Source organism: Amycolatopsis saalfeldensis (assembly GCF_900110575.1).
Lineage (GTDB): Bacteria > Actinomycetota > Actinomycetes > Mycobacteriales > Pseudonocardiaceae > Amycolatopsis > Amycolatopsis saalfeldensis.
Map to the genome: position 1 here is coordinate 1 of NZ_FOEF01000029.1, position 21,769 is coordinate 21,769.

General features: G+C 69.6%; 26 protein-coding genes. 11 read left to right on the forward strand and 15 right to left on the reverse strand.

Annotated features, from left to right (window positions below; genetic code table 11):
* Positions 1–363: 363 nt before the first annotated feature.
* Positions 364–621, reverse strand: a complete 258-nt coding sequence (locus BMY97_RS40655) for a hypothetical protein (protein ID WP_091628342.1) — start codon at positions 619–621, stop codon at positions 364–366.
* Between the two features lie 279 nt (positions 622–900).
* Here BMY97_RS40655 and BMY97_RS40660 point away from each other — a divergent pair, with 279 nt between their 5' ends.
* From BMY97_RS40660 to BMY97_RS47475, 5 genes are read left to right on the forward strand one after another with little or no spacing between them, the layout of a single operon-like run.
* Positions 901–1,380, forward strand: a complete 480-nt coding sequence (locus tag BMY97_RS40660) for a hypothetical protein (protein WP_091628343.1) — start codon at positions 901–903, stop codon at positions 1,378–1,380.
* Positions 1,381–1,382: 2 nt separating this feature from the next.
* On the forward strand, positions 1,383–1,931 hold the full coding sequence (locus BMY97_RS40665) for a hypothetical protein (protein ID WP_091628345.1): 549 nt from the start codon (positions 1,383–1,385) through the stop codon (positions 1,929–1,931).
* A gap of 24 nt (positions 1,932–1,955) precedes the next feature.
* On the forward strand, positions 1,956–2,510 hold the full coding sequence (locus BMY97_RS40670; RefSeq protein WP_143086417.1) for a hypothetical protein: 555 nt from the start codon (positions 1,956–1,958) through the stop codon (positions 2,508–2,510).
* 5 nt (positions 2,511–2,515) lie between these two features.
* Positions 2,516–3,664: an MAB_1171c family putative transporter gene (locus tag BMY97_RS47470; RefSeq protein WP_091628348.1), complete on the forward strand. Its 1,149-nt coding sequence runs from the start codon at positions 2,516–2,518 to the stop codon at positions 3,662–3,664.
* Positions 3,661–4,776 (forward strand): FAD-dependent oxidoreductase, encoded by a 1,116-nt coding sequence (locus BMY97_RS47475; protein WP_091628349.1) that lies wholly within the window; start codon positions 3,661–3,663, stop codon positions 4,774–4,776. Before BMY97_RS47470 ends, BMY97_RS47475 begins: the two co-directional genes overlap by 4 nt.
* 136 nt (positions 4,777–4,912) lie before the next feature.
* Here BMY97_RS47475 and BMY97_RS40685 read toward each other — a convergent pair whose 3' ends face one another.
* Both BMY97_RS40685 and BMY97_RS40690 read right to left on the reverse strand, forming a co-directional pair.
* On the reverse strand, positions 4,913–5,383 hold the full coding sequence (locus tag BMY97_RS40685; RefSeq protein ID WP_091628351.1) for an NUDIX hydrolase: 471 nt from the start codon (positions 5,381–5,383) through the stop codon (positions 4,913–4,915).
* 8 nt (positions 5,384–5,391) lie between these two features.
* Positions 5,392–7,104 carry a vitamin B12-dependent ribonucleotide reductase gene (locus BMY97_RS40690; protein ID WP_091628352.1) on the reverse strand — a complete coding sequence of 571 codons (1,713 nt, stop codon included), beginning with the start codon at positions 7,102–7,104 and terminating at the stop codon, positions 5,392–5,394.
* 182 nt (positions 7,105–7,286) lie between these two features.
* Between BMY97_RS40690 and BMY97_RS40695 the strand changes: the two genes are divergently transcribed.
* The gene (locus BMY97_RS40695; protein WP_091628354.1) at positions 7,287–8,672 is read left to right on the forward strand and encodes a helix-turn-helix domain-containing protein; all 1,386 of its coding nucleotides are present in this window, start codon (positions 7,287–7,289) and stop codon (positions 8,670–8,672) included.
* Between the two features lie 175 nt (positions 8,673–8,847).
* On the opposite strand, the gene BMY97_RS40700 is transcribed toward BMY97_RS40695, so the two are convergent.
* Positions 8,848–9,420, reverse strand: a complete 573-nt coding sequence (locus BMY97_RS40700) for a kinase (RefSeq protein WP_091628526.1) — start codon at positions 9,418–9,420, stop codon at positions 8,848–8,850.
* A gap of 136 nt (positions 9,421–9,556) precedes the next feature.
* Between BMY97_RS40700 and BMY97_RS40705 the strand changes: the two genes are divergently transcribed.
* Positions 9,557–10,414, forward strand: a complete 858-nt coding sequence (locus BMY97_RS40705) for a helix-turn-helix domain-containing protein (protein WP_091628355.1) — start codon at positions 9,557–9,559, stop codon at positions 10,412–10,414.
* 22 nt (positions 10,415–10,436) lie between these two features.
* On the opposite strand, the gene BMY97_RS40710 is transcribed toward BMY97_RS40705, so the two are convergent.
* A complete protein-coding gene (locus BMY97_RS40710; protein WP_091628357.1) occupies positions 10,437–10,658 on the reverse strand; it encodes a hypothetical protein in 222 nt (73 codons plus the stop codon).
* Between the two features lie 136 nt (positions 10,659–10,794).
* Here BMY97_RS40710 and BMY97_RS40715 point away from each other — a divergent pair, with 136 nt between their 5' ends.
* On the forward strand, positions 10,795–11,625 hold the full coding sequence (locus BMY97_RS40715; protein WP_143086418.1) for a hypothetical protein: 831 nt from the start codon (positions 10,795–10,797) through the stop codon (positions 11,623–11,625).
* Positions 11,626–11,785: 160 nt separating this feature from the next.
* Here BMY97_RS40715 and BMY97_RS40720 read toward each other — a convergent pair whose 3' ends face one another.
* A complete protein-coding gene (locus BMY97_RS40720; protein ID WP_091628361.1) occupies positions 11,786–13,099 on the reverse strand; it encodes an ApeA N-terminal domain 1-containing protein in 1,314 nt (437 codons plus the stop codon).
* A gap of 254 nt (positions 13,100–13,353) precedes the next feature.
* Here BMY97_RS40720 and BMY97_RS40725 point away from each other — a divergent pair, with 254 nt between their 5' ends.
* Positions 13,354–13,764 carry a hypothetical protein gene (locus tag BMY97_RS40725; protein ID WP_143086419.1) on the forward strand — a complete coding sequence of 137 codons (411 nt, stop codon included), beginning with the start codon at positions 13,354–13,356 and terminating at the stop codon, positions 13,762–13,764.
* A gap of 29 nt (positions 13,765–13,793) precedes the next feature.
* On the opposite strand, the gene BMY97_RS40730 is transcribed toward BMY97_RS40725, so the two are convergent.
* Positions 13,794–14,786 carry a hypothetical protein gene (locus tag BMY97_RS40730; RefSeq protein ID WP_091628364.1) on the reverse strand — a complete coding sequence of 331 codons (993 nt, stop codon included), beginning with the start codon at positions 14,784–14,786 and terminating at the stop codon, positions 13,794–13,796.
* A gap of 226 nt (positions 14,787–15,012) precedes the next feature.
* On the opposite strand from BMY97_RS40730, the gene BMY97_RS40735 reads away from it, so the two are divergent.
* Together BMY97_RS40735 and BMY97_RS40740 are read left to right on the forward strand one after the other, a co-directional pair.
* Positions 15,013–15,420 (forward strand): hypothetical protein, encoded by a 408-nt coding sequence (locus BMY97_RS40735; protein ID WP_091628366.1) that lies wholly within the window; start codon positions 15,013–15,015, stop codon positions 15,418–15,420.
* An 83-nt stretch (positions 15,421–15,503) separates the two neighbouring features.
* Positions 15,504–15,749 carry a hypothetical protein gene (locus BMY97_RS40740; protein WP_091628367.1) on the forward strand — a complete coding sequence of 82 codons (246 nt, stop codon included), beginning with the start codon at positions 15,504–15,506 and terminating at the stop codon, positions 15,747–15,749.
* Between the two features lie 87 nt (positions 15,750–15,836).
* On the opposite strand, the gene BMY97_RS40745 is transcribed toward BMY97_RS40740, so the two are convergent.
* The 8 genes from BMY97_RS40745 to BMY97_RS40780 form a co-directional block, all read right to left on the reverse strand.
* Positions 15,837–16,685, reverse strand: coding sequence for a hypothetical protein (locus BMY97_RS40745; protein ID WP_143086420.1), 849 nt, complete (start codon positions 16,683–16,685; stop codon positions 15,837–15,839).
* A gap of 187 nt (positions 16,686–16,872) precedes the next feature.
* Positions 16,873–18,027, reverse strand: a complete 1,155-nt coding sequence (locus BMY97_RS40750) for a hypothetical protein (protein ID WP_091628370.1) — start codon at positions 18,025–18,027, stop codon at positions 16,873–16,875.
* A gap of 170 nt (positions 18,028–18,197) precedes the next feature.
* Positions 18,198–19,061 carry an LppA family lipoprotein gene (locus BMY97_RS40755; protein WP_143086421.1) on the reverse strand — a complete coding sequence of 288 codons (864 nt, stop codon included), beginning with the start codon at positions 19,059–19,061 and terminating at the stop codon, positions 18,198–18,200.
* Positions 19,062–19,135: 74 nt separating this feature from the next.
* A complete protein-coding gene (locus BMY97_RS40760) occupies positions 19,136–19,546 on the reverse strand; it encodes a hypothetical protein (protein ID WP_143086422.1) in 411 nt (136 codons plus the stop codon).
* 304 nt (positions 19,547–19,850) lie between these two features.
* Complete coding sequence (locus tag BMY97_RS40765; protein WP_218157000.1) at positions 19,851–20,333, reverse strand: hypothetical protein; 483 nt, start codon at positions 20,331–20,333, stop codon at positions 19,851–19,853.
* A 28-nt stretch (positions 20,334–20,361) separates the two neighbouring features.
* Positions 20,362–20,631, reverse strand: a complete 270-nt coding sequence (locus BMY97_RS40770) for a hypothetical protein (RefSeq protein WP_143086423.1) — start codon at positions 20,629–20,631, stop codon at positions 20,362–20,364.
* Positions 20,632–20,636: 5 nt separating this feature from the next.
* Positions 20,637–21,338, reverse strand: coding sequence for a hypothetical protein (locus tag BMY97_RS40775; protein ID WP_091628379.1), 702 nt, complete (start codon positions 21,336–21,338; stop codon positions 20,637–20,639).
* A 56-nt stretch (positions 21,339–21,394) separates the two neighbouring features.
* A complete protein-coding gene (locus BMY97_RS40780; protein WP_091628381.1) occupies positions 21,395–21,718 on the reverse strand; it encodes a hypothetical protein in 324 nt (107 codons plus the stop codon).
* Positions 21,719–21,769: the final 51 nt, after the last annotated feature.

The following is a 21,769-nucleotide window of genomic DNA, read 5'->3' on the forward strand; positions in this document are numbered from 1 at the left end:
CCAGGATCGCCGGCAGCAACTCGATCCGGCGGCCACTGTGGTCACCGACCTGCTCGAGAAACCCCTCCAACGTGAACGGCGCCGGAATCGGCAGCCTCCGTACCGCGGACTCGCACCGCTCCCGCAGCTTCCGCGGTGTTGCCGCGGCCGGCAAACGGACCCTTCGTGATGCCTCTGCTTCTCGAGACCGCATAGACCTTCCCTCCCAAGATCACGTGCTTGCCCTTGTGCATGGATTTCCTGGCTGGTGTCAGCACCTCGCCGGAATCAGTTCGTGTTGACTGATGCGGGGGCACTGGCCGAGACCCGCCATTTCTCTCGTCGGCGCCGGGGTGACCGGCTGATCGCGGGGGATGGACCTGTTCACCGGAGCGTTCCGGAGTAGGCCAGCAGGCCCAGCGCGACCATGGCGGCCACCATCGCGGCCACCATCAGCACCGCGGCGCCCTGCGCTGGCCCGGGTCGCCAGAGGTAGGGGATTTGATCTGCCACGTCCTGCTCCGGCGGTAGCCGCGTGTTCGCGTCTCGATCGTGCACGTGGGCGGCGCGCGAGGTGCCGGCGGTGGGGTCGCTGCTGTCCGGGACATCGGCGCGGCGTGGGACGTCGCTGAGTCGGATCACGACGTGTGCTCTCCTTCGCCTCGAGGAACCTTCTGTCCCCTGCGCGACGAGTACCGGCACGTGTCAGTGCGGACTGGGTCATAGTCGCGCTTCGGCATATGCCAAGGTGAGCGTCGGTCTCCATCACGACAGTTGAAGCTGGACGACTTACACCTTAAACTCATGTGAGGAAAACTTTCAACCAGCGTGACGATCTTTCTTAACTAGCGTGAGAGTTCTCGGGTGGCCTAGGGTGCGACCCGGGACGCGACGACACAGTGGACGGGGAGGCCCTGACAGGTGAACAAGCCCAAAAGGACCCTGGCCGCCAAGCTGAACCAGCTGTACGCATCCCACCCGCGGCCCGACGGCAAGGAATGGTCCAACGACCAGGTGGCCGACGCGATCGTCAAGAGCGGGATCGTGAAGTCGTTCTCCAACAGCTACATGTGGCAGCTGCGCAACGGCGTCAAGGACAACCCGACCATGCGGCACCTGGCCGGTCTGGCCTGGTACTTCGGCGTGCCCGGTGACTACTTCTTCGACGACGACGTTGCGGCGGCGATCGACGCCAAGATCGCGGTAGCCAGCTCCGAACCCGGTCAGCCTGCCACCGATCCCGAGATCCGACTGCTGGCGATGCGAGCCGGCGAACTGTCTCCCGCCCGCCGCAAGCAGGCGCTGGAAATGCTGTCCGTGGTATACGAACTCGACCGGCGCGAGCAAGAAGGCTCAGCGCAGACCTCGCCAGAAGATCCACAACACCGCACAATGGGCTGACCATGAGCGAACGACAACTGCGGCGTCGGTATCGCGACCTGCTGCGGAGTCTGGACGTCCAGCCACCGCTGGATGTCGCCGAACTCTGCCGCCGTCTGGGCGCGGTCCGGGGTAAGCCGATCGAGTTGGTCGCTCACGCGATTCCTGAACCCGGGCCGTTCGGTGCGTGGATCACCAGCCCGCGGGCGGAGTACATCTTCTATCAGAAGAACACGAGCCGGCTGCATCAAGACCACATCATCCTGCACGAACTCGGCCACATCCTCGCAGGTCATCCTGGCACCGAGCACGACGATTCGTTGGTCGCCGAGTTCTCCTCTGACGCCGACGAAGCCGGACTGCGGGCGGCCTACCCCGACATCCCGCTCGATGCCGTGCGCCTGGCCAGCCGCCGCAGCGAATACGACTCGGAGCAGGAGCACGAGGCCGAGACGGTGGCCACGATCATCCTGGACTGGGCTTCCATGCTCGATGCCACGGCCTCGCGGTCGTCCCAGGGATGGGCTCGGGGGATGGATACCGCCCTCGGCGACCGGCTCGGGTGGCTGTGATCAGGTCGCACCTGGGGGTCGAGGATGACAGGCACACCGAACTTGCCACGGGCATGCCGGCGGCTGCTGCGCGGGTTGGATATCCGACCTCCCCTCGACGTGGGACAGCTCTGTGAGCGTGTCGCCGAGCATCGCGGACGTGCCATCCGGCGCGTGGCTTGCGACATTCCTGCTGGTGGTCCGTTCGGCGCCTGGCTCAGTGGCGCACGAACCGACTACATCCTCTTCCAGCAGTCCACCAGCTCGGTGCACCAGGACCACATCGTCCTGCACGAGCTGGCGCACATCCTCGCCCGCGATCTCGGGGCCTCGGCCGAGGACGCCGCTCGCGCCGAGCAGACCGCGATCGTCGCGCCCGAGCGGTGGACCGGCTCCGCCGGTCGGGCTGAACCCGAGCTCGACATGGACGCCGTCCGCCGCGCCTTGCGCACGGGACGGTACGACCAGGCGCACGAGCGGGACGCGGAAACCGTCGCCACGATCATTCTGGTGTGGCGCACGCTGCAGGAAAGCATCGGTATAGAGCCAGGTGACCAGCGGTTTGCGGCACTGGGCGACGTAGTGGGGTGGGGGATATGACAGTCGTGTTCACGGTGCAGTTCATCTTGCTGGCCGGCGGCCTGCTGTGGAAAGGGTCGCAGGTGGCCCGGCGGCCGCGCGATCTCCCGCTGTGGGCGGTGGTCGGCACGCTGGCTGCGGGCCTCATCGGATGGTTCATCACCACCTACGCCGGCGGCCGCACCAGTCAGCCCTCGATCACCCCGAGCACGCAGATGTTCTGGCTGGGGCGGGTGTTCAACCCGTTCCTGATGGTGTTCGGTATCGCCGTGTTCTACATCCTGGCGAGCAACACCCGGGTGAAGCCGCGTCTGCTCACCCACACGGCCTTCCTGCTCGCCGCCCTGACCCTCGGCACGGTTCTCGCACTTACCGCGCCACCTGGCCCGGCGCCGAACCACACCTACCCGATCTACCTCACGTCCTTCACCTACGCCGGCACCACGATGTTCGTCGTGGTGGTCATGCTCACCCGCCGCTATGCCCAGGCCGCGGCGCCCCGCCTGCGCCACGGCCTCTACATCGCCGGAATCGGCGCCGGCCTCATCTCAGCCGCATGCCTGGTCCAGGTGGTTCTCTTCCTGCTCCGGTGGCTGAAGGTCTTCACCCTGCCCGCCTCGGCGTCCGGCGTGCTGGGACTGCTACCGCTCATCGGCGGCCTGATCTTCGTGATCGGCCTGCTCTACCCGGCCACGATGATGCGCGCGGCCGCTGTTCGGGCCTGGTACCAGCACGGCCGCGACTACCGCCGGCTGGCTCCGCTGTCGGACGCCCTCTACGCCGCCTACCCCGAACTCGCCCTCAGCCGCGTGCCCAGCGCCGCCCCCGCGCCTCAAACCGACGAGACGCCCTCCGCTCACCGCGTGGCCGACACCGGGTGGAGCCGAGTCAGCCCCTTCGGGATCAACCGGCGCCGCTACCGCCGGATCATCGAGATCCGCGACGCCCTCGTGAAGATCTCGCCCTACCTCGGGGACAACCCCCCGACCGACCCCACCGCCCTCGCCGAACGCCTGCGCGACGCACTGGCCCGCCGCAGCCGCGGCGAGGAACCCCACAACGAAACCGTTTCGCCGCTCGCCCTGCCAGACCAGGGCGGCACCCGGGCAGAGGTCGACGCGTTGCTTGCCCTATCCGACGCTATGGCGCGCACCGCGCCGAAGGGGGATCGATGATTCGTCACGCCATCGTGGCCGGCGGTGGAATCGCAGGCCACGCCGCCGCGATCGCACTGCGCAAGGCCGGCATCGACGTCACCGTCCTCGAGCAGCGGCACGCCGAAGACGGCCTGGGATCGTTCATGCGCCTGAACCCGAACGGCCTCGACGCACTGGCCGCACTCGACGTCCTCGATCCCGTCATGAACGTGTCCTTCCCCATGACGCACGTCGAGGCCTACGGACCGGACGGAACCCTTCTCGTCAACCGCCCGCTATCCGACCCGGTGCCCGAGCGGGGACTCGGAGCCCGCTTCGTCACCTGGACGAACCTCGAGCAGGCTCTGCGCGCCGAGGCCGTGCGGCGCGGAGCCAGCGTTCGGCATGCTGTTCGCGTCACCGGAGCGACAGGAGCCGATGACGGCGTAGCGGCGCTGCTCGCCGACGGCGGTCGCGTCGACGGTGACGTGCTGATCGGTGCCGACGGGACTCGATCGGTCATCCGCGCCGCTATCGACGACGAGGCCCCGGCGCCGGAGTACTGCGGCTCCCGCACCGTCTACGGCTACACCCCGAAAACCCCGGCAGACGTCCCGCCCGCTCCCGCTCAGCTGCGCGCCTACCGCGGCGAGGGACGGCTGCTCGCGCACATCGACGACCCCGTCACCGGCGAGCAGTACTGGTTCACCAACCTGAAAACACCCGACCAGCTCCCAGAACCCGGCCCCAGCACCGACGAGTGGCGCGACCAGTTGCTCGCGCTCTGGCCCGACGCCGACGCCCCGGCCGCCGGAATCATCGCCGCGGCGAGCAGCATCCGCGCAGCGGACGACAAAGCGTTGCACCACCTGCCCCGATGGCACGCCGATCGGCTCGTCGTCATCGGCGACGCCGCCCACGCCGCGCCCCCGGCCACAGAGCAAGGCGGCGCGATAGCCCTCGAAGACGCCGCGGTCCTCGGCCAGTGCCTCCGCGACCTCGAGCTCCCACTCGCCTTGGCCCGTTTCGAACAGCTGCGGCGCGACCGGGTCGAGAAGATCATCGGCTTCGCCACAGGAAGACTGACGACGACGGAGAGCCCGAACTGGTCCTATCACCACCACATCGACTGGTCTCGCCAGATCCGGTAGGCATGTGCTCGCGTCCACGCATGCCTGCATCGAGGTCCCTGGGCACGAGCACTCACCTCGACGGTAAGACGCGCAACTCGCTCTGAGCCACCAGTTGGGCCCCGCCCACGTCGGACTCAGGCCCGGGCGGGCTTCCTTACGCCGGGACCGGAGTGAAGCCGAATTCCCGCAACACGCGCCCGTTTTGCGCGTCGTTCCACGCGGGCCCGATGAACTCGAGCGCGTCCTCGGGCAGCTGCTCCGGGTCGGCCCAGACCAGTTCGGTGCACTTGTGCGGCTCGCGGATCTCCGGGGTGCCGTCCCACGATCGGGTGGTGAAGAAGATGTCCACCCGCGGTTCCTGGGAGTTGCGGAACATCGTCCCACCCGCCCGAAGCTCGCCCGGGTCCAGCGTGATGCCGAGCTCTTCGGCGACTTCGCGCACCGCGCACGCGGTCGGGGTCTCGCCGAGATCGACGTGCCCGGCCGGAAGTCCGAGCTGGCCGTCCGCGTAGCCGCTCCCGGCCCGACGCATCAGCAGGATGTTTCCTTGCTGGACAAGGAAGACGTGCACGGCGAGGGGGTAGCGGTCGTGCTTGGTGTCGAACACGTACTGCGGGGCGGCCATGGGTCTCCTCAGCTGGCGGTCGCGGTGGCGAGGGCTTGCGGCTGGACGTCGCGTGATCCGTCGACGTACACGGTAATGCCCTTGCAGCCCAGCTCGAACGCGGTGGCGTAGGTGTCGTACACCTCGATCGAGGTCGCCGAGGCGGGCAGGTTCACGGTCTTGGACACCGCCTCGTCGACGCAGGCCTGCACCGCGGCCGCCATCGCGAGGTGTCCGCCCGGGCTGATCTGTGTCGCGGTCGCCAGCACGGCCCGCAGCCGCTCGGGCAGCGTCGGGTCAGCCGGGAGTCGCCCGTGGGTGGACGCGAAGCTGAGCACGTCGGTGCGTCCGGCCGCCTTCAGTGCAGCTACGACCCCGGCCCGCTGGTGGCCGGGCAGGTCGTCGGAGAGCCGGAACAGCGGCTCGATACCGGTCGAGGCGCGCACGACCGGCGCCGAGCGGCCGGTCGGCGGGACCGCGATCGTGGAGGAGTTCCGCAGGTGCCCGGTGGTGGCGATCTCGTCGGCGAGGGCTGCCCAGTCGCCGCGGGTCACGCTGTCCACCTCGAGGTCGGCGAAGCGGCGCAAGAAGGCGGGGTCGGCGTAGCGGGACAGGCCGCCGGCCACGGCCGGGCAGCCGCCGCGGGTGCGGGCGAGCTCCACCGACGCCAGCTTGGAGGTGTAGTTGACCAGCGCCAGCACCTCCTGCGCCAGTCGACGGCCCTCGACGCTGTCGTACGGGAGCCCGGCGGCCAGCAGCAGGTCCGCCAGGCCGCACACGCCGACCCCGATTTTGCGCTTGGTGCCCATGACCTGCGCCGACAGCGGCGACGGATAGTGGGCGAGGCTGGCCTCGATCGCGTCGTCCAATGCCCTGACCAGCGTGCGGGTGGTGTCGGCGAGGGCGCCGAGGTCGACCGGGACGCCTGCGTCGCCGGTGTGGAAGCGGCCGAGGTTGAGGTAGCCGAACTGGCAGGTCTCTCCGGCGACCAGGCCGACCTCCGCGCACGGCGCGGTAGAGACGTAGGCGCCGACCTCCGAAGTCGGGTTGCCCTCGTTCATCCGGTCGGTGAACAGCAGCCCCGGATCCGCGCAGGCGTGCGCGGCCTCCGACGCGGCGGTCAGCAGGTCCCGCTCCCGGCCGGGGCCGCCGAGCGCGGCCCGCATCTGCGCGTCGGTGATGTGCAGGGAGATGTTGAACTTCCAGGTCTCGCCGCGGGCGTCGGCGCCGACCTTGCAGCCGATGAACTCGGCCGCGGCCGGGTGATCCAGCGCGAGGATGGCCATGTTCCCGACCGGCCGGTCCTCCGTGCCGGAGTTCGCGCCGGCCACCGCGACGTCGTTGAGGTAGAGCAGCACACTGACTGGGTCGTCGAGCTCGTCGAGGTTGAACCCGGTGCCCATCCCCGCCCGGTGGTGGTCGTCGACAACGGTTTTGACCTGTGAGAGGTCGCCGCGCAGGTCTACCGGCGGCACCGCGCACGCGGCCAGCGGCCGGTCGAAGTGCCGTCCGGCGTTGGTCATGATCGGGGTGGAGAACACGATCCGTTCGGTGTCGCACGCCCAGCCGAGCCGCTCCCCGAAGGCCTCGGCCCCGGCCGGGTCGAAGCGGGCGTCGGCGTGTTCGAGTGCGGCGACGATGCGGGTGACCATGTCCTGTGCGGTCTCGTGCTCGGAGATCATCCGGCCGGACCGCAGGTATGCCTCCAGCTGCGGGCTGGTGGGAAACGTCGACTGGTACATGACGGAAGGCCCTCCTCGGGTGCGGATCATCAGGCCCTTGCCACACAACCGCCGTCGTTCATCGGCGGGCAGAGGGCTGCGCGGCCCCCGCGCGTGGTGTGCACGTCGTGCACATTCGGTTGACGCGCTGGAAAATCGGCTACTGTGAGACGGCTGAGCTGGACATTCCCGGGAGGAGTCCGATGCCCTCGACCACGCACCGCGGGGTCGTCGCAGCCCTGATGAACCAGCACCACACGCCCGGTGAGATCGTGCGGATCGCGCGGACCGCCGCCGGCTGGAACCAGGCCGAACTCGCACGCCGCTGCGGCTACTCCCGCAGCCAGATCTCCCGCTGGGAAACCGGCAGCTCCCCGCTGCGCGACGTCGAGACCCTGCGCGCCCTGGCCCGGGTGCTGTTCCTGCCGGTGGAGGTGTTCGGGCTGGCTCTCGACCACTCCACCGGGGTGTCCACCCGGCCCGCGGCCCCGCCAGAACATAAGGTGAGCGGCGATCCGATGCCGGTGTGGGAGGAGCAGGACCCGATGCGTCGTCGCACGTTGCTCGCGGGGATGGGAGCCCTCGCCGGCAGCGCGGTCCTGGGCACCCCCGCGAACGGGGCGGCCGCCGCGGCGGCCGACCCGATCTCGGCACTGGAGAAGGCGCTGCTCGCCCCGCCGCTGACCACGGGCGCCCCGGCCGAGGTTGCCCAGCTACGCCACGCCGTGGCCGTCGCCCGGTCCGTGTTCGCCTACGGCCGCTACGGCGAGGTCGCCGCGCGGATGCCCGGCCTGATCGTCGCCGCGACCGCCACCCGCGCCGATCCACGCGCCGGCGACACCGCCACCGCGGCGCACGCCCAGCTCGCCGAGCTCTACACCCTGACCACCGACCTCGCCATCAAGACCGGGCACGACCGGCTCGCCTGGACCGCCGCCGACCGCGCGTCACAGGCCGCCGACGCCAGCGGTGACCTGCTGACCCAAGCGACCGCCCGCCGGGTCTGGGCAATCGTGCTGCGCCGCGCCGGACACGGCGACACCGCCCAGCAAATGGTGATCGACACCGCGCACGCCCTCCAGCCCGACCTGCGTGGTCCCGAGCAGCTGTCGGTATTCGGGTCGCTGATGGAGACCGCCGCCTACACCGCCGCAGCGGACGGCGACCGCGACACCGCCCGCACCTTCATCGCCGAAGCCGTCGACGCCGCCACCCGACTCGGCACCGACGGGAACCACCGCTACACCAGCTTCGGCCCCACCGGTGTCGGGCTATACCAGCTCAGCATCGCCCGCGTCATGGGTGACTCCGGCGCCGCGATCGAGCACGCCCGCCGCATCAACCCGGCCAGCATCCCGAGCACCGAACGCAGGGCCCGCTACTGGGTCGACGTCGCCCGCGCCTACCACCAGTGGGACAAGCCCGAACACTGCTACCGCGCGCTGCTCGCCGCCGAACAGGCATCCCCGGACGAGGTCCGCTACCGCAAGCCGACCGCCGCGATGACCACCACCCTGCTGCGCCACCCCACCGCCAACCGGCTGCCAGGTCTGCGGGACTTCGCCCGGCGCACCGGCACGTCGGTCTGACGGCGGCACCCGGGGTGGAACCGATGTTCGGCTGGACGTTTCGGCCTGGTCGCGGCAGCCGACGGCGGTCCGCGCGATCCCGATGACCGTCGCTGGGCAGAGGCCGGCTCCACACGCAGGCTCACGCCCTGCGTTGTCGCCGCTAGGGCCTTTTCCGTTGGTGTTCGCAGAAATGTCAGGGAACCTGGGGGAGAGTGGACTCCGTGAAGAGGGCGATGACGCGGTCCACGGTGTCCTTTGCCGACGAGGACGCGGTGACGGTCTGCTCGCCTGGGACGTCCAGGCGGTCGCTCGCGGCGAACCAGCTGCGCATGTTCTCCGGGGTGAACTCGCTGGCTTGATCTCGGGTGGCGTGGCGGCGCACGGTCTCCTCGAACGGCACGTCGAGGTAGAGGAAGGTGGTCTGCCCGCGGTGGTCGGCGGCGAGCTGACGCAACATCGGGCCGTAGCGGGCCGTTGTCAGGATGCCGTCGAGGATCACGTGGTAGCCGGCGTCGAGGCTGAACCGGCACACCGTCGCGATGAGCCCGATGTTCACGCCGTTGGGGACGTCGCGTTCGCGTAGCACGACCCTCCGCAGTAAATCCTGCTGGACCAGGGCTACTCCGCGGCCGAGCCGGGCACGGGCAGCGGTCGCGACGGTGCTCTTGCCAGCGCCGGACGGCCCCCGCAGCACAACAAGCCGAGTGGCTGCTGAGCCTGTCGGCCCCGTGGGCAGCGGCTGCTCGGTGGGATGCTGCACGGTCATCCGCTGCTTCCCGCCCACCTTCTCCGCTTCTCGTCGCACAGCGCAGCCATCGTAGCTCGCCCAATCTTGATTCCCTGGTCAACGACGACGGCTATAAAATTTGGCGTCGCGCGGCGACTCAGGAAGGGTTGCGAAAATGGCCAGTCGGGTAAGCGATGACTCGGAGCAGCTCGCTCTGGCCGAGCGGATCCGCGACGCCCGCGCCGCGCTCGGCCTCACCCAGCAACAAGTCGCCGACGCGAGCGGCATTGACCGGGTCGCACTGGCCAACGTCGAACTCGGCCGCCGCCGCATCAACGTCCTGGAACTCCGCCACCTCGCGCGGACCTTGAGCACGACGATGGCCGTGTTGCTTGACCATCCCGATCGCGACGCCGTCCCCGCAACCGCGGTGACCCGGCTCGTCGTCGGCCTCACCCCGGCGCAGATCGGCCATCTCACCACCTACGCCCAGTTCCTGCTGTGGTTGCACAACCGGGCGGAGCCCGCTGAGATCGAACTGGGAGAACAGGAGCCAGAGATGCCCGATGACCGCGTTTCCGCTCACCAGCATGACGACGAACCGATGCTGCGGCCGGAGGTGACGGCCGTGATGGCCGTCGACGACAGCGCGAAGTCGATGGCGGCGGCTCACGGCGCGGTCATGGCCGCCGAGAGCGCGGTCGGCACGCAGCGAATCCACCAGCTGCGCGACGAACAGTCCTCGGCGATGAAGCGGTGGCAGGCTGCGCAACAGGAGCTCGCCGACGCGCGTGAGGCTGGCGACCCGGCCGCGATCCAGGCCGCCGGCGTCGCCGAGGCAAAGACCTACCGCGACTTCATGCTGCTGAGCGAGTCCTGTGTCACCGAAGGGCTCGCGATCAACCGCGTCCTGGGAGACGCCCTGGGCAAGCAGCTCGATCTGCTGCGCCAGTGCGACACGACCCACGTCACGGTGATGGACACACTTCGCGACACCAACCCCGAAGCCGACGGATCTCGCCATCCTGGCTGAGCCCAAGGAGTACTTTTCAGGCTCACTTCGCCACGCCTCTGAGGGCGGCGGTGATCTCCTCGGCATCAGCCTGCACCACCGCTCGGTACGCCTCGATCAGCTCCGCGGTCAGCGGCCACGACCCGACCTCTTCGGCGGTCACCGCGCCGCGGATCTCCCAGGCAACCTCGCCAGGGTCGGCGATCTGATCTGCCGGAACAACGTACTCCGCAGTGACCTTCTGGATAGCGATCGTGAGATCCATGATCCGAGGCACTCCCTGCCTCAGCCGTCTGCCCGTTCGGATTTCCACCTTCGCAGCTCGGTGGACGGCGAACAGCACGTCCGCAACGGACCGCTCGCGGAAGTCGCCCGAGGACTTGGGGCGCTACGCTGCGGAGATGACGTTGTCGCCTGACCAGGAACGTGCGCTCGGCCGGTTACGAGAGCTACGGCGCCTGGCTCCGGATCCCGCGCCAACAGCGGATTTCTCGCTCTGGGGCGAGTTGGCGCAGGAGCGCCGCCGAGCCGAAATCGACCAGGCCGAGCGGCTGGCCCGCAACGGCCTGGGGTTCGGCGACCAGATCGTCAGCGGTGAAGAGCGCGTGCAGCTGGCGAGCTGGCTGGCGGCAATGACGGGCTGGTGGACAACCCAGGAGCCGCTGGCCACGCTGGACGACCTGGTCGCAGAATTGCCCGCGGACGAAGTGGTCCGGATCTGCGGCGAGGAGGGCCTCGCCCTGATCGGCGAGCGTGAACACCACGGGGATCGCCAACTGTTCCTGGTGGACGAAGGCGGACTGCTGGCCGAGCTGTTCCTGGAACGCAGCCTGCCCGGCAACCCGGAGCCATGGTCGCTGACGATCTACGGCAACGTCGAGATCGTCGATCCGGTCCTGCTGGTTCTGGCGGCGCGCACCTGGTCGTGTACCACCGAATCGGACGGCAGGCGGCTGGCGGCGGGTTCGCGGGGCTGGCATCTACGCAACTCGATCGCGACTGGCGGGAGCTTGCGGGCCGCGCTGGCCGCAATGCGCGCGTCCACCCGGCCGGTCCTGCCGTGGAAGATTCCGCCGATCACCGGCTGGCTCGGCCCGGACTCACCCCGCGGCCTGGAGAAGCAGCCGCACGAGCAGATCGCCCTGGCGGCGCGGGCCGACACCCGCGCCGCGCTCGACACGCTTCCCGAGTACGTCCGCGCGAAACTCGGCCCGTGCTTGATGACTGCCTGACAACTCTCGGCATCCGCTGCCCGGGCTTCGGATCGAAAGGGCGATCCGGAGACTGTCCATCGCGGCCAGCACTCGATCATTGTGCGGACCGCCATTGCCAGGCACTGAGCTCCGGACCGGCCTTGAGGCCAACAAGCTCGTCATCGGATGTGTGGCGTCTCTACAGCAGAGGCCAGTCACCGCGGTCGATCGCGGAGGCCAAACGTGCGGGCGGAACACCGAAGGTGCGCAGGACCAGCCCTACGGCAACGGTGTGGCCGAGCCGGGTCAGCATCCGCAGCTGCTCGTCGGTCTGGCGGATGTTGCCGTGAGCGAGGTTGTTGCGCGCCTTGCCCATGATGTGCCAGACGTTGCGAGGCTCTTGCAGAATCCCCTGCAGGACAGGAGGAATCGGGGTAGTGGCTTTCTCGATCGGCGTGCGGATCTCCTCTGGCAAGCTCGTGGCGAGCTGGGTAAGTCGTTGCCACAGCTCGAATGCGGCATCGCCGGTGTCGACGCCGTGGAAGCTTTCCAGGGCGGCGACCAGGGCGATGAAGCGTGACGTCACCGGCAGCGGACGGGCGCTGATCGAGGTGAAGTAGTCGGCGAAGGTGACGTAGCGGCTCTTCAGCTCGGCCCAGCCGGCGAGCAGGTCGGTCAGCGGAGCTCCACCGGGCCCGCAGTGCACCAGCGCCCCAAGCGCACCCGGCCGCGGGCGTTCAGCCTCGTAGCGTTGCTGGGTCAGCTCGCGTCCGTATACAGAGGACTCGTCGCGGCCGCCGGATTTCACGCTGGCGAAGGTCACCGGCTGTGGCTCGCCGATGGCGAACGAGCTCAGCTCCGCGACCGGGCGGACGTAATCGTCCATCCAATCGTGCAGCGGTCGGCGGTGACCGGTCACGGTGATCACCGGCGTTGTGGTGAACGACAGTTTGTACAGCTGCGGCGCAGTGAACGACGCGAGGTAGTGCAGACGCATCTGGTCGCCGTTCGTGCCGGTCCACTCCTGCGTGGAGTCGGCGTTCCAGGTTCCGCCGAACGGCGCGTCGTCGCCGAACTGCTCGATGTACCGGTAGGTCTTGAGCGGGGTCACGCCGGACAGCTCGGTCAGGCCGCCCACCTGGAAGGTGATCTCGTCGAACTGAAGGTCCGTGTTCTCTCGCAACCGGGGTCCGGCCACGGCGAGCTCGGCCAGCAGCATCGACTGTCCCGGCAGCTGATGCGAGACGTAGGCCTCGGGGAACGCGACGTCGAGGTTGTTGCGCAGCTCCCCGCGGACGACCCCGTACGGCTTGACGCTCGGCTCCCAGACCGTCCACGACGGATCGATCCGCGCGGCGACGTCCGGCGACGGCGGCTCAGCCGGCAGTTCGTAGGCCATACCGGTGACGTTCTCCGCGCCGGCCAGGGAGAGGATGCCGGACACCGATGAGCCGTCGGCGAGCCGCCACTGCAGCGGATAGTCGCCGGGCGGCATCAGCGGATTCCGGTTCATCGCGCCACCCCGCGTACGACCGGAACGCTGGCGCGGCGATCATCGGCTCGGGTCTGCGGGCGCAGCTCGTGTGCGAACGTCATGTCACCAGCATGCCCGGCGCAGGGAATCCGTCAGCGCCCAGTAGCCCTCGGGGGCGCATACCGCGTTGACCAGCGGCGATGCGGGGGGATGCGCGCGGTGGCTGATGCGTCCGGGACGCGGCGGCTCTGTTTCGTCGTGTTTGTGCTGCTCGGAGCCGGTACCCTGATCGGGTGGATCGACATGAGATGGCCGTCGCGCAGCCGGTGGTCGGCGAGGACTTCCGGCCTGCCCCTGTCCGTCGGATCGTGAACACCGTTGCCGCGTGGTTCATGTCCGATGTCGACCTTCACCAGCCCGTCGACTTCACCTCGCAGCATGTGCACGTGGACGGTCACCGAATTACCCAGGTCTCCGCCAGCGTCGCGCGAGATCTGCTGAACCGGCCGTTCGCCTCGACCTCCCAGCAGGCGGTGATTCTGAATCGCATCGTGACGTGGGCCAAGCCTGTCGGCAGTGTCTACGAGGTGCCGGTCTTCCGCCGCCGGTTGAGCGGGTCGCTGCTCGTGGCGACCCTTCGGATCGCCCGCCTCAACATCCGCGGCAGCGAGGAGTGGATTGCCTACTGGCGGCACGAGGACTGACGCCTGGCGCCAGATCGCGGCCGGGCCGGTTACCCGAGTCGGGCTGCATCGAAGTGATCCGACTGGCTGTAGAGCAGCCGGTAGGCGACGGCGAACATGCGGCCGGAGCGTAGGCCCGGCTGAAGCCAGCGATCGGCGATCCGTTTCCAGCCGTCGGGGCCGTGCTGGTCGGCATGGCGGGCGACCTCGAAGGCCAGTGACGATGCGACCTGGACGTAGACGTCCGGTCCGGTGACCCACCGCAGGATCATCTCGACCAGTTGCTTCCGCGCTTGGTCGTTGACTCGGCCAGGGGAGATGTCCTCGCCCTCGCTGGCGAGGCTGAGAAGCGACACGCTCTCGTTGCGGCCATGCCCTTCTCCGGTCAGCGCCATCCGCGCGCGGCGGCGGGCGTGCGCGGGTTCTGGGTGCTCGGACTGCAGGACGGTCAGCACCTCGTGCAGCGCAGCCGCGATACTCGCCACCGCCTGGGTGCCGGCGGCGGCCAGGACCGCGTGCAGGTATTCGGCGTCGAGATCGCTGATGGGAACCACAGGCCGGATCGGTCCGCGATCGGCCTCGAGTTCATCGGCCTTGAGGAGCTGCTGGGCGAGATCGGACTCGTAACGGCCGTCGCCCAGCAGCCGCCAGCTTTGGTACGCCGCATCGACCACGCGTGAAGCACGAGGCCCCGGTCGGGGAGCCTTGACCGCGTCCGGGTACTTCCCGCGTGCCGACTGCCGGGTTATGCCCAGCGCGGCGCCGATCGCCGGGTATCCGACGGCACCGGTCCGGCCGGCACCGTGCACGGCAAACCTCACGATGACCTCGGCTATCTCGCGTACTTCCGCGGCTGCCGACGCCAGGGCAAGCCACGCAGCGGCCTGATCCCGGGGACTCGTGCCCGCGTCGTGGACGCTGAGCGGGGAGTCTGCGGGGCCGAGCCCGGTCTGGTGGCGAGCCAGCTGCCAAGCCAGCTCTTGCACCGAGTCGCTGACTTCTTCGCGTTCGCCCTCGGTCGGCTGCCGCCACGTCATCGCCATAGTTGACAGCTTATCCTGTCAAAACTAATTGACAAGGAAGGCTGTCAACATGCGGTGCCAAAGGCGCATGTCACCCGGACTCGTGATCGGGACGACGCTCGGCACTCGGCGGCGCGCTGCTCGGTATCGTCTGGACCATGCTGGACACAGTTGCCCGCACCTGCAGCCCTCACTGGATCGGCTGCCGCGCGCCGATGGCGTCTCGGCGCAGTGTTCGGAGGCCGGCGTGACGTTCTGGCAGACCCAGCTGGGGCCCTGCATCGAGAAGGACATTCCTGTCGACTCGGGCGACCAACGACTCATCGGCGAGATTTTCTGCCCTGAATGCGACAACATCCTCGCCCGGCTGCATGACCGCGCCGAGGGTGTCGGCCTCACCTCGTGGATGCGCGGCTCGTCGGTGGCCAACCCGCAGAGCCTGATCGTCGGATACGCCTTCTTCTCCCTCGTCACTGCGGCGGAACCCGCCGACGACGAGGCTGCTGACCTGGTGTGCTGGCGCGGCCACGGAGATCTGCGGATCACCGGTGCGGACTGCCGGGCGGTCATCGATCGCTACCGAGGCAGGGGCCGGAAAATCCGACACCCCGCCACGCGTGTTCCGCACTCGGACGGCGAACCTTCGGTACCCTGATCGCACAAACGCATGCCTGAGGCGGGACCGCTCGCCACGTCGGGTTTGAGGCACCCGGCACGTCATCCTCAATTGGAGGAGCCGTGTCGGCTGCCCACATTGCCTTCATCACCGTCGCTGCCCTAGCCGCGGTGTGCATCCTGATCCACACCGCCCTCGTCGTCTACGCCGTGGTGATTGCGCTCAACACCAGTGACAAGAAGCGCCGGCAGGCCGCTCTGCGCGTGCTGCGGATGTTGTCGCCGGCGCTGTCGCTCAAGCTCGGGCCCGTGGCGATCAGCCGCGGCGAGGCGCCGGAAACGCCTGAGCGGCGAGAGCTCAGCGAGTAACGCTCTGACCTTGTTCGCGGTGGCGGGAACCGAGACGGCGCTCGCCACCGCGAACGGTGCGGACGCGGCAGGGCCAGCACGAGGTTGTCAGCCTCGAGGGTCTGGCACGAAGGCGGTGGCCGTCTTGAGCGTCTCGATCACGCACTCGGTCAGCTCCGCGCTGCTGCGCAGCGATCCGAGCAGCGCCCGGGCCTGGTCCTCATCGTCATTCCAGACCGCCGCGATGAACCGTCCGGCCCACCGCGCTGCAGGCGGGACCTCGTCGGCGGCCAGCTCGTCATCAGTGCTGGTGGATCGCCACCCCGGATACGCCGGTTCGCCGGGGACGTCGTTGGCGATCAGTCCACGGGCCTGGCGGCACCAGCCTTTCATCGCCCCGATGACCGCGGGCGTCCCGTGTTCCGTGCTGAACCGCTGCAAGAGTTCCAGCGCGCCATCCGGGCCATGCCAGTGCTCGCGCGCCGCGGCCGCGAACAGCGTGCGGGCTTCCGGCGCCCACGCCGCCTCCGGCACCGTCGTGTCCTGCGGGCCCAGCCCGGTCCGCACCATCTCGGCGGACAGCCGCAAGGTGGCGACGACCGCGTCACGGAAATCCTGCTCAGGAAACAAATCTGAGCACAGCGTGTCGATTAGGGCGCGCTGCTCCTCACGGTCGTCGCCGAAGCCGGCGGCCAGGAATCGCCCAGCCCAGAGCATGCCAGCCGGAACGGCGTCGAGTGACAGTGTCGCGCCGGTGGAGACGTCGATGGGCTCGAGGGACGGCTTCTGGCCGTCGTGAGGCTCGAACCCGGTCTCGAACTTGGCGTGGTCGACCCATTCGCGCAACGCGACGAGCAGCTGGTTCCCGTGATCGCGGGTGAACGCCGCGATCAGGCGGGAGATCTCGTCGACGGCCGCCGGGCCACGCGACCAGTCCATACGCACGGCGGCATCCATGAGTGCTTGGGCATCCGTCGCCCACTTCGGAGGGTTCATTCCGACCATCCCATCGCACTCCGCGATCACGCTGACACAGGGTGACAACTATGGCAGGCGCCTTGGACACTTGCGGAAGGCAGCCCATGCGACTCGCACGCCCCCGTTTGTCGGCCCGATTTCAAGGTCGTGAGCGCGGGACCGTGCGTCACGGCGCGGACGATTTGGTGATGTACGGGGGCCGGGGCGCCGATCGTTCTCGGGGCACCCATTCGGCCGGCGGCTGACCGCCCTCGGCGGAGATCACGGGGCGGGCGAGCCGTAGGAACGCGTCGCGAGCGCCGCCGTCGGCACGGCCGGTGCCGCCGAGCAGCATGTCCGCGAACGTCACGACACCCCAGCTGGCGACGACGCCGTGACGAGCGAGGTAGATATCCACCGAGCCGATGTCGTGCCGGTTGCTGGTGTCGAGCCAGCTGCAGGCCAGCAGCCGCCACAGGCACCGCGCCAGCGCGTCCTCCTCGAGGGACGGTGCCGCGGTCACCTCGACCAGGGAACGCCTGATGATCAAGTGCCCCTCGGCCCAATGCGGCACGAACACCGGGGTGGCGCAGCCGAGCGGCCCCGGCTCGCGCGGCGCGCGGCCGGGTGTGTCGCCTCGCCAGTCCCGCAGGGTGCCGCTGCTCTGCAGCAGCTCGATCAGCGCGACGAGCTCGGTGACGGCGTGCTCGGGCGCGACCCGCCGTAGGTCGTCGGCGTCGAAGTCCGGTTGCTGGTGGACCGAGGCGACGTCGGCGGGGAGGTTCCCGCCGCGCGCGCACGACTCCCACGCCGCCAGCACCCAGCACACCCTGGCCAGCCCGGCCTCGGCGCCGGGATGGCCGATCGTCGCGGGCGGCATGTGCTCGCCCGCGTACGCGGCCGTGCGCTTGAGCAGATCAGTTAGGACCGGCTCGTGGCCCGCGTCGGGCGCCGCGTCGACGCGGGCGGCGTCCAGCCAGCCGCGGCGTCCGGCCAGGTACGGCGACCAGCGACCTGCCGTATCCCGCTCCGGCCGGGCCCCAGCGAACGACTGCCCCGCGTGCTCGGCCCACTCCCGGCTCGCCAGCCGCGCGCGGACGGCACCGAGAAGAGCGCCTGCCGGCGCCCCGCCGTCGACCAGGAGCCCGAGTCGCAGCCGGAACGCCGTCGCCACTCGAGCCCAGTGGTCGGCCGGCACGCGGCCCGCGGGAACGATCGGCTGGCGATTCCCGGCGGCGGCCAGCCGGCGCTGGATGTCGCCGATCAGATTCGGTGTGCCCGGCAGATGCTCGGCACACCATCGGCCGAGGTCACCGTTGTGCAGCTGCGTTGCGAGGGACACGCCTCATCTTGGCATCGCGCTCCGAGCACCGTGGCCGCGCTGTCCGGAGCTGCCACGGCGCGCTTGGCAAGGGGCCGTTCCCGTCCGGAACGACACGGCGACCAAGCAGCCCGCGCTCACCTCCGATCGTCGGCGTCCGCGGAGGTCGTTGACTGGATCCTCGGCGGGAGCTAGCGCTGCGCCTTCGGCAGATAGCACGGCGTGGTGAACGTGAGGCGGACGTCGTGGCCGAACCGCTCCAGGTATCCATCGAGGCGGGCGCCGTCAGGGCCGGACAACGAGAACTGGGGCGGCTCAGGTTCAGCCGGGCCCGTTGAGCGGTGGGCCGGCGGGCCCGTGAAGCCGTACCGCGCGGCGACATCCCGGATGGTCGCATCGAGAGCAACCCACTGGGCGTCGGTGATCGCCGCGTACCCGACAACGTTCGCCGCGCCGACTCCGTGAAAGCCGTGGCCGCTCGGGTGATCCCAAGTGCACAAGCTGCCGCTCTCATCCAGCAGCGACGAGTTCGGCCAGCGAAGTCCGGGCACCGCCGCGGCCGTGGCCCCGGCGAACTGCTCTTGCATCTGCCCGTAGCGGGCCTGAATGGTCTCGAAATCGGTCCGCGCCCGCATCGCGGCTACTCGCTCCGCCCGCTCGTCGGCCGCCTGCGCCTCCATCGCGTGCATGTCGGGCCCCGTGCCGAGGGCGGCCCAGGAGTAAACGCACCCGGAGAGGAACAGCAGCCACGCCCCGAGCACCCACCATCCTGCTGAGCGTCGCCGGTGGACGGCGATCCCGCCGCCGATCGCACCGGCCAGCAGTCCGGTGGTCAGCGTCAACATCGGCATGCTCGCGACGAGATTGCGGATCGTCCCGTTGCAGATTGGCTCGAACGTCGCGCACGGGAAAGGCTGCACCGCCACCGCCAGCATGGTGTACAGCGCGGCCGCGACACCCACGCATCCCAGCGCGACCAGCCCCCACACCAGCGGCCAGGGGCGCCGGCGTGACGCGTCGAGAGCGCGCGGGCGGTGATCATCCGGTGTGTCCACTGCGGCGACGGTAGAGAACAGTTCTTGGGCAGCCAAGAGGGAAACTACTCAACGTATCCGCTGGTGTACCGAATCTACGTGCCGTTTCCGCGCGTCGCTCGCCGGCACCTCGCCGCGGAGAGCAGGTCGAGCAGCAACCCGCCGTTGGGGCGATGCCGGGGCCCCTTCGCCGCGATCCGCGCGTCGAGCGCGGCGTCCCGCAGCGCGCCGGCCAACGCCGGGTTGGCCAGCAGAGCATCCCGATCGACGGCGAAGTCGATCTCGGCGGCGGCCAGGTTCGCCGCGGAGACGACGGCGAACCTGCGGGGCAGCGCGTCGGTCTCCCAGGCCAGCATCGGCAGCACCCAGCCCGAGGGCACGTGAACCAGTTCCCAGGCATCGAGCCCGCGCACCGCCTGCCGCAGCAGCAGGCCGTCGGCGACCGGGACGGTGCCGACCGCGGGCAGGAAAGCCGTGGTCGGCGTCGAGGTGTGTTCCGTGGTCATCGGCATGTCCCTCCCTGGTCCTCCCCGCTCACGAGATCCACGTGGTCCTTCTGATGATGATGACGCACGACAGCACGCGTTCGATCGCGACCACAATCGAATATTCCGATCAGGAGGGTTCTGGCGCTGCCGCGGCGACCGAGGCGCCAGCGGCAGGTGCGCATTGACCAGCACACCGACGATGGTGCGCTGGCCGGACCGCTGCCAGCCGGTGTCGCGTCGTGTCATACCCGGCGGGCTGCGGGTAAAGGGAAAACAGAGCGACACGAGATCTATGTCCACAGTGGATCAGTGGCGTTGTTGGTCACCGATTCGGCGGGGGAGCGTCGAGTGTGTCCGGTGCCGCGGAGGCCCCGTCGCCGAGGACCACACTGGTGACGTCGGCTGGGTCCGCCGCCATTCGCTGCATCAGCGGCGGCACCCGGGTCACGCGGTTGCCGAACACAGTGTGGGAGTCCCACACCGGCTCAGGCGTGCGCATCGCGGCCAGGACATCCCGCACTGTCGTGCCTCGCCCGGTCTCTGCCGCGGCACGCCGCAGGAGGTCCGGGGTTTCGTCGACGAGCACCACGATGGGTGAATCCGCCGTCGTGACGCGCCCAGGCTGACGACGCGCCCGCACTACCTGTTCGATCATGCGCAAGGCGTCAGCCGCCACCTCGACGTCGCCGGGAATCCACTGCACTGGACTCTGCGCCCTGCCATCCGTCGCGGTGACGGCATCGACGTCATGCGTGAGCTCGGCCGGCTGGCTCGAGGAGGGCCTGGCGGTGCTGTCGTTGTTCATCATGAGGTCCTTGTTCGTGAGGCGTTGCTCAGAAGTTGATCTCGACAGCCCACGCCTGTGGCGGGCCGGCCGGGACGAGGGTGACGCCGGCGACCTCCAGGCAGTCGGCGACCCAGCGTGCCACCACGTCGTCGGGGACAGCGCCGCCGGGGCCCGCGACGGTGACGGCAAGGGCGCCCTCGGCCACCGGGCCGATGCCCTCGTGCTCGCGCACGAGCACCCAGGCGGCGTCGGGCGTGCCGAGGTCGTTGATCTGGACCTGCCAGTCACTGGGGATGGTCTGTGCTTGATCGGTCATCGTGGTCACGTCCTGTTCGTCATGGTGATGGTGGCCCGCATCGCGGACTCCGGGGCGGGCAGGGGAGCGGCGAGGGTGTCCGCCAGGTGCCGCAGGTGCGCGGAGCCGACCGTGGCCGCGCCCCGCGGGTGCCGCTCACGAAGGTCCCTCACGAACTCGGCGACCACCGGATGGTCGCCGACGACACGGGCGCGGACCGAGACCACGCACTCGTGCAGGATCCCGGCCACCACCAGCTGGACCGAGTCGGGTCCAAGGACTACGTCCACCTGCCCTTCGCGCAGGACCAGGCACCAGGCGAGCAGGGCACGCACGGTCGCGGCAGCCGGGCGCGACCGCAGCTGCAGCGCGACCTCCGCCACGGCCGCCAGCTTGTCCAGCGCCACGTCGGCCGGGGCCACGTCGAGGTCGGGACGGGAGGCGAGCAGGGTGCGGATCTTCGGAACACCGCGCAGTACCACCGCGCGAGCTTCGACGTCGGCGGCGACCTGGGCGTAGACCCCGGCCTCGAGCGGTGCGCCCTCCTCCAGCCGGTCCGCGACGCGGCGCCACACCTCGGCGATCGCGGTGAGCTCCTCCGCGGCCCGGCCGTCGCCGACGTCGGCGGCCGCGACGACCAAGTCGTCGCGCTGGCCGCGCGCGAGCCGGCTGACCCAGCCCGCCCGGCACAGGCGCGTGAGGATCCGCTGCATCGTCGTGGTGGCCACCCGCTGCGTCCCTTCGCTCGAGCCTGCCCGGCGGGGCGCCGGGCAGGCAGCGGCGTTCACAGCACGTGCGTGTCGACCTTGGAGGCCAGCCAGCCCGCGGGGCTGGACAGGTTCTCCGCCAGCCAACGAACCCGGCTGAGGTTGACCACGCCGCACTCATCGCGCAAGTCCTCGGCCCGCGCGACCTCGCTCAGCGCGTCGGTCCGGGTGATGCCGCGCTCCTCGGCCTGACGCAGCCGTGTGGCGAGCGCGCCGAACGCGCTCTCCAGGTCTGTGTCGGCGAGCAGTTTCTCGACCAGCTCGGGAGCGAACCCGAGCGCGTCGCTCACGGCATCCTCGGCCAGCACGCACATCTCCTGTCGATCCATGTCGATGTCCATCGGTGTTTCCTTCCGGTCGCGGTCTAACTTGGGGTTCTGTGGGGTTTCGCG

Bases quoted from the DNA above. Each gene is read 5' to 3' on its own strand.
- BMY97_RS40665 (WP_091628345.1), top strand. From the start codon at position 1,383: ATGAGCGAACGACAACTGCGGCGTCGGTATCGCGACCTGCTGCGGAGT.
- BMY97_RS40670 (WP_143086417.1), top strand. From the start codon at position 1,956: ATGACAGGCACACCGAACTTGCCACGGGCATGCCGGCGGCTGCTGCGC.
- BMY97_RS47475 (WP_091628349.1), top strand. From the start codon at position 3,661: ATGATTCGTCACGCCATCGTGGCCGGCGGTGGAATCGCAGGCCACGCC.
- BMY97_RS40685 (WP_091628351.1), bottom strand. From the start codon at position 5,383: ATGGCCGCCCCGCAGTACGTGTTCGACACCAAGCACGACCGCTACCCC.
- BMY97_RS40690 (WP_091628352.1), bottom strand. From the start codon at position 7,104: ATGTACCAGTCGACGTTTCCCACCAGCCCGCAGCTGGAGGCATACCTG.
- BMY97_RS40695 (WP_091628354.1), top strand. From the start codon at position 7,287: ATGCCCTCGACCACGCACCGCGGGGTCGTCGCAGCCCTGATGAACCAG.
- BMY97_RS40700 (WP_091628526.1), bottom strand. From the start codon at position 9,420: ATGACCGTGCAGCATCCCACCGAGCAGCCGCTGCCCACGGGGCCGACA.
- BMY97_RS40705 (WP_091628355.1), top strand. From the start codon at position 9,557: ATGGCCAGTCGGGTAAGCGATGACTCGGAGCAGCTCGCTCTGGCCGAG.
- BMY97_RS40710 (WP_091628357.1), bottom strand. From the start codon at position 10,658: ATGGATCTCACGATCGCTATCCAGAAGGTCACTGCGGAGTACGTTGTT.
- BMY97_RS40715 (WP_143086418.1), top strand. From the start codon at position 10,795: ATGACGTTGTCGCCTGACCAGGAACGTGCGCTCGGCCGGTTACGAGAG.
- BMY97_RS40720 (WP_091628361.1), bottom strand. From the start codon at position 13,099: ATGAACCGGAATCCGCTGATGCCGCCCGGCGACTATCCGCTGCAGTGG.
- BMY97_RS40730 (WP_091628364.1), bottom strand. From the start codon at position 14,786: ATGGCGATGACGTGGCGGCAGCCGACCGAGGGCGAACGCGAAGAAGTC.
- BMY97_RS40745 (WP_143086420.1), bottom strand. From the start codon at position 16,685: ATGGATGCCGCCGTGCGTATGGACTGGTCGCGTGGCCCGGCGGCCGTC.
- BMY97_RS40760 (WP_143086422.1), bottom strand. From the start codon at position 19,546: ATGACCACGGAACACACCTCGACGCCGACCACGGCTTTCCTGCCCGCG.
- BMY97_RS40765 (WP_218157000.1), bottom strand. From the start codon at position 20,333: ATGAACAACGACAGCACCGCCAGGCCCTCCTCGAGCCAGCCGGCCGAG.
- BMY97_RS40770 (WP_143086423.1), bottom strand. From the start codon at position 20,631: ATGACCGATCAAGCACAGACCATCCCCAGTGACTGGCAGGTCCAGATC.
- BMY97_RS40780 (WP_091628381.1), bottom strand. From the start codon at position 21,718: ATGGACATCGACATGGATCGACAGGAGATGTGCGTGCTGGCCGAGGAT.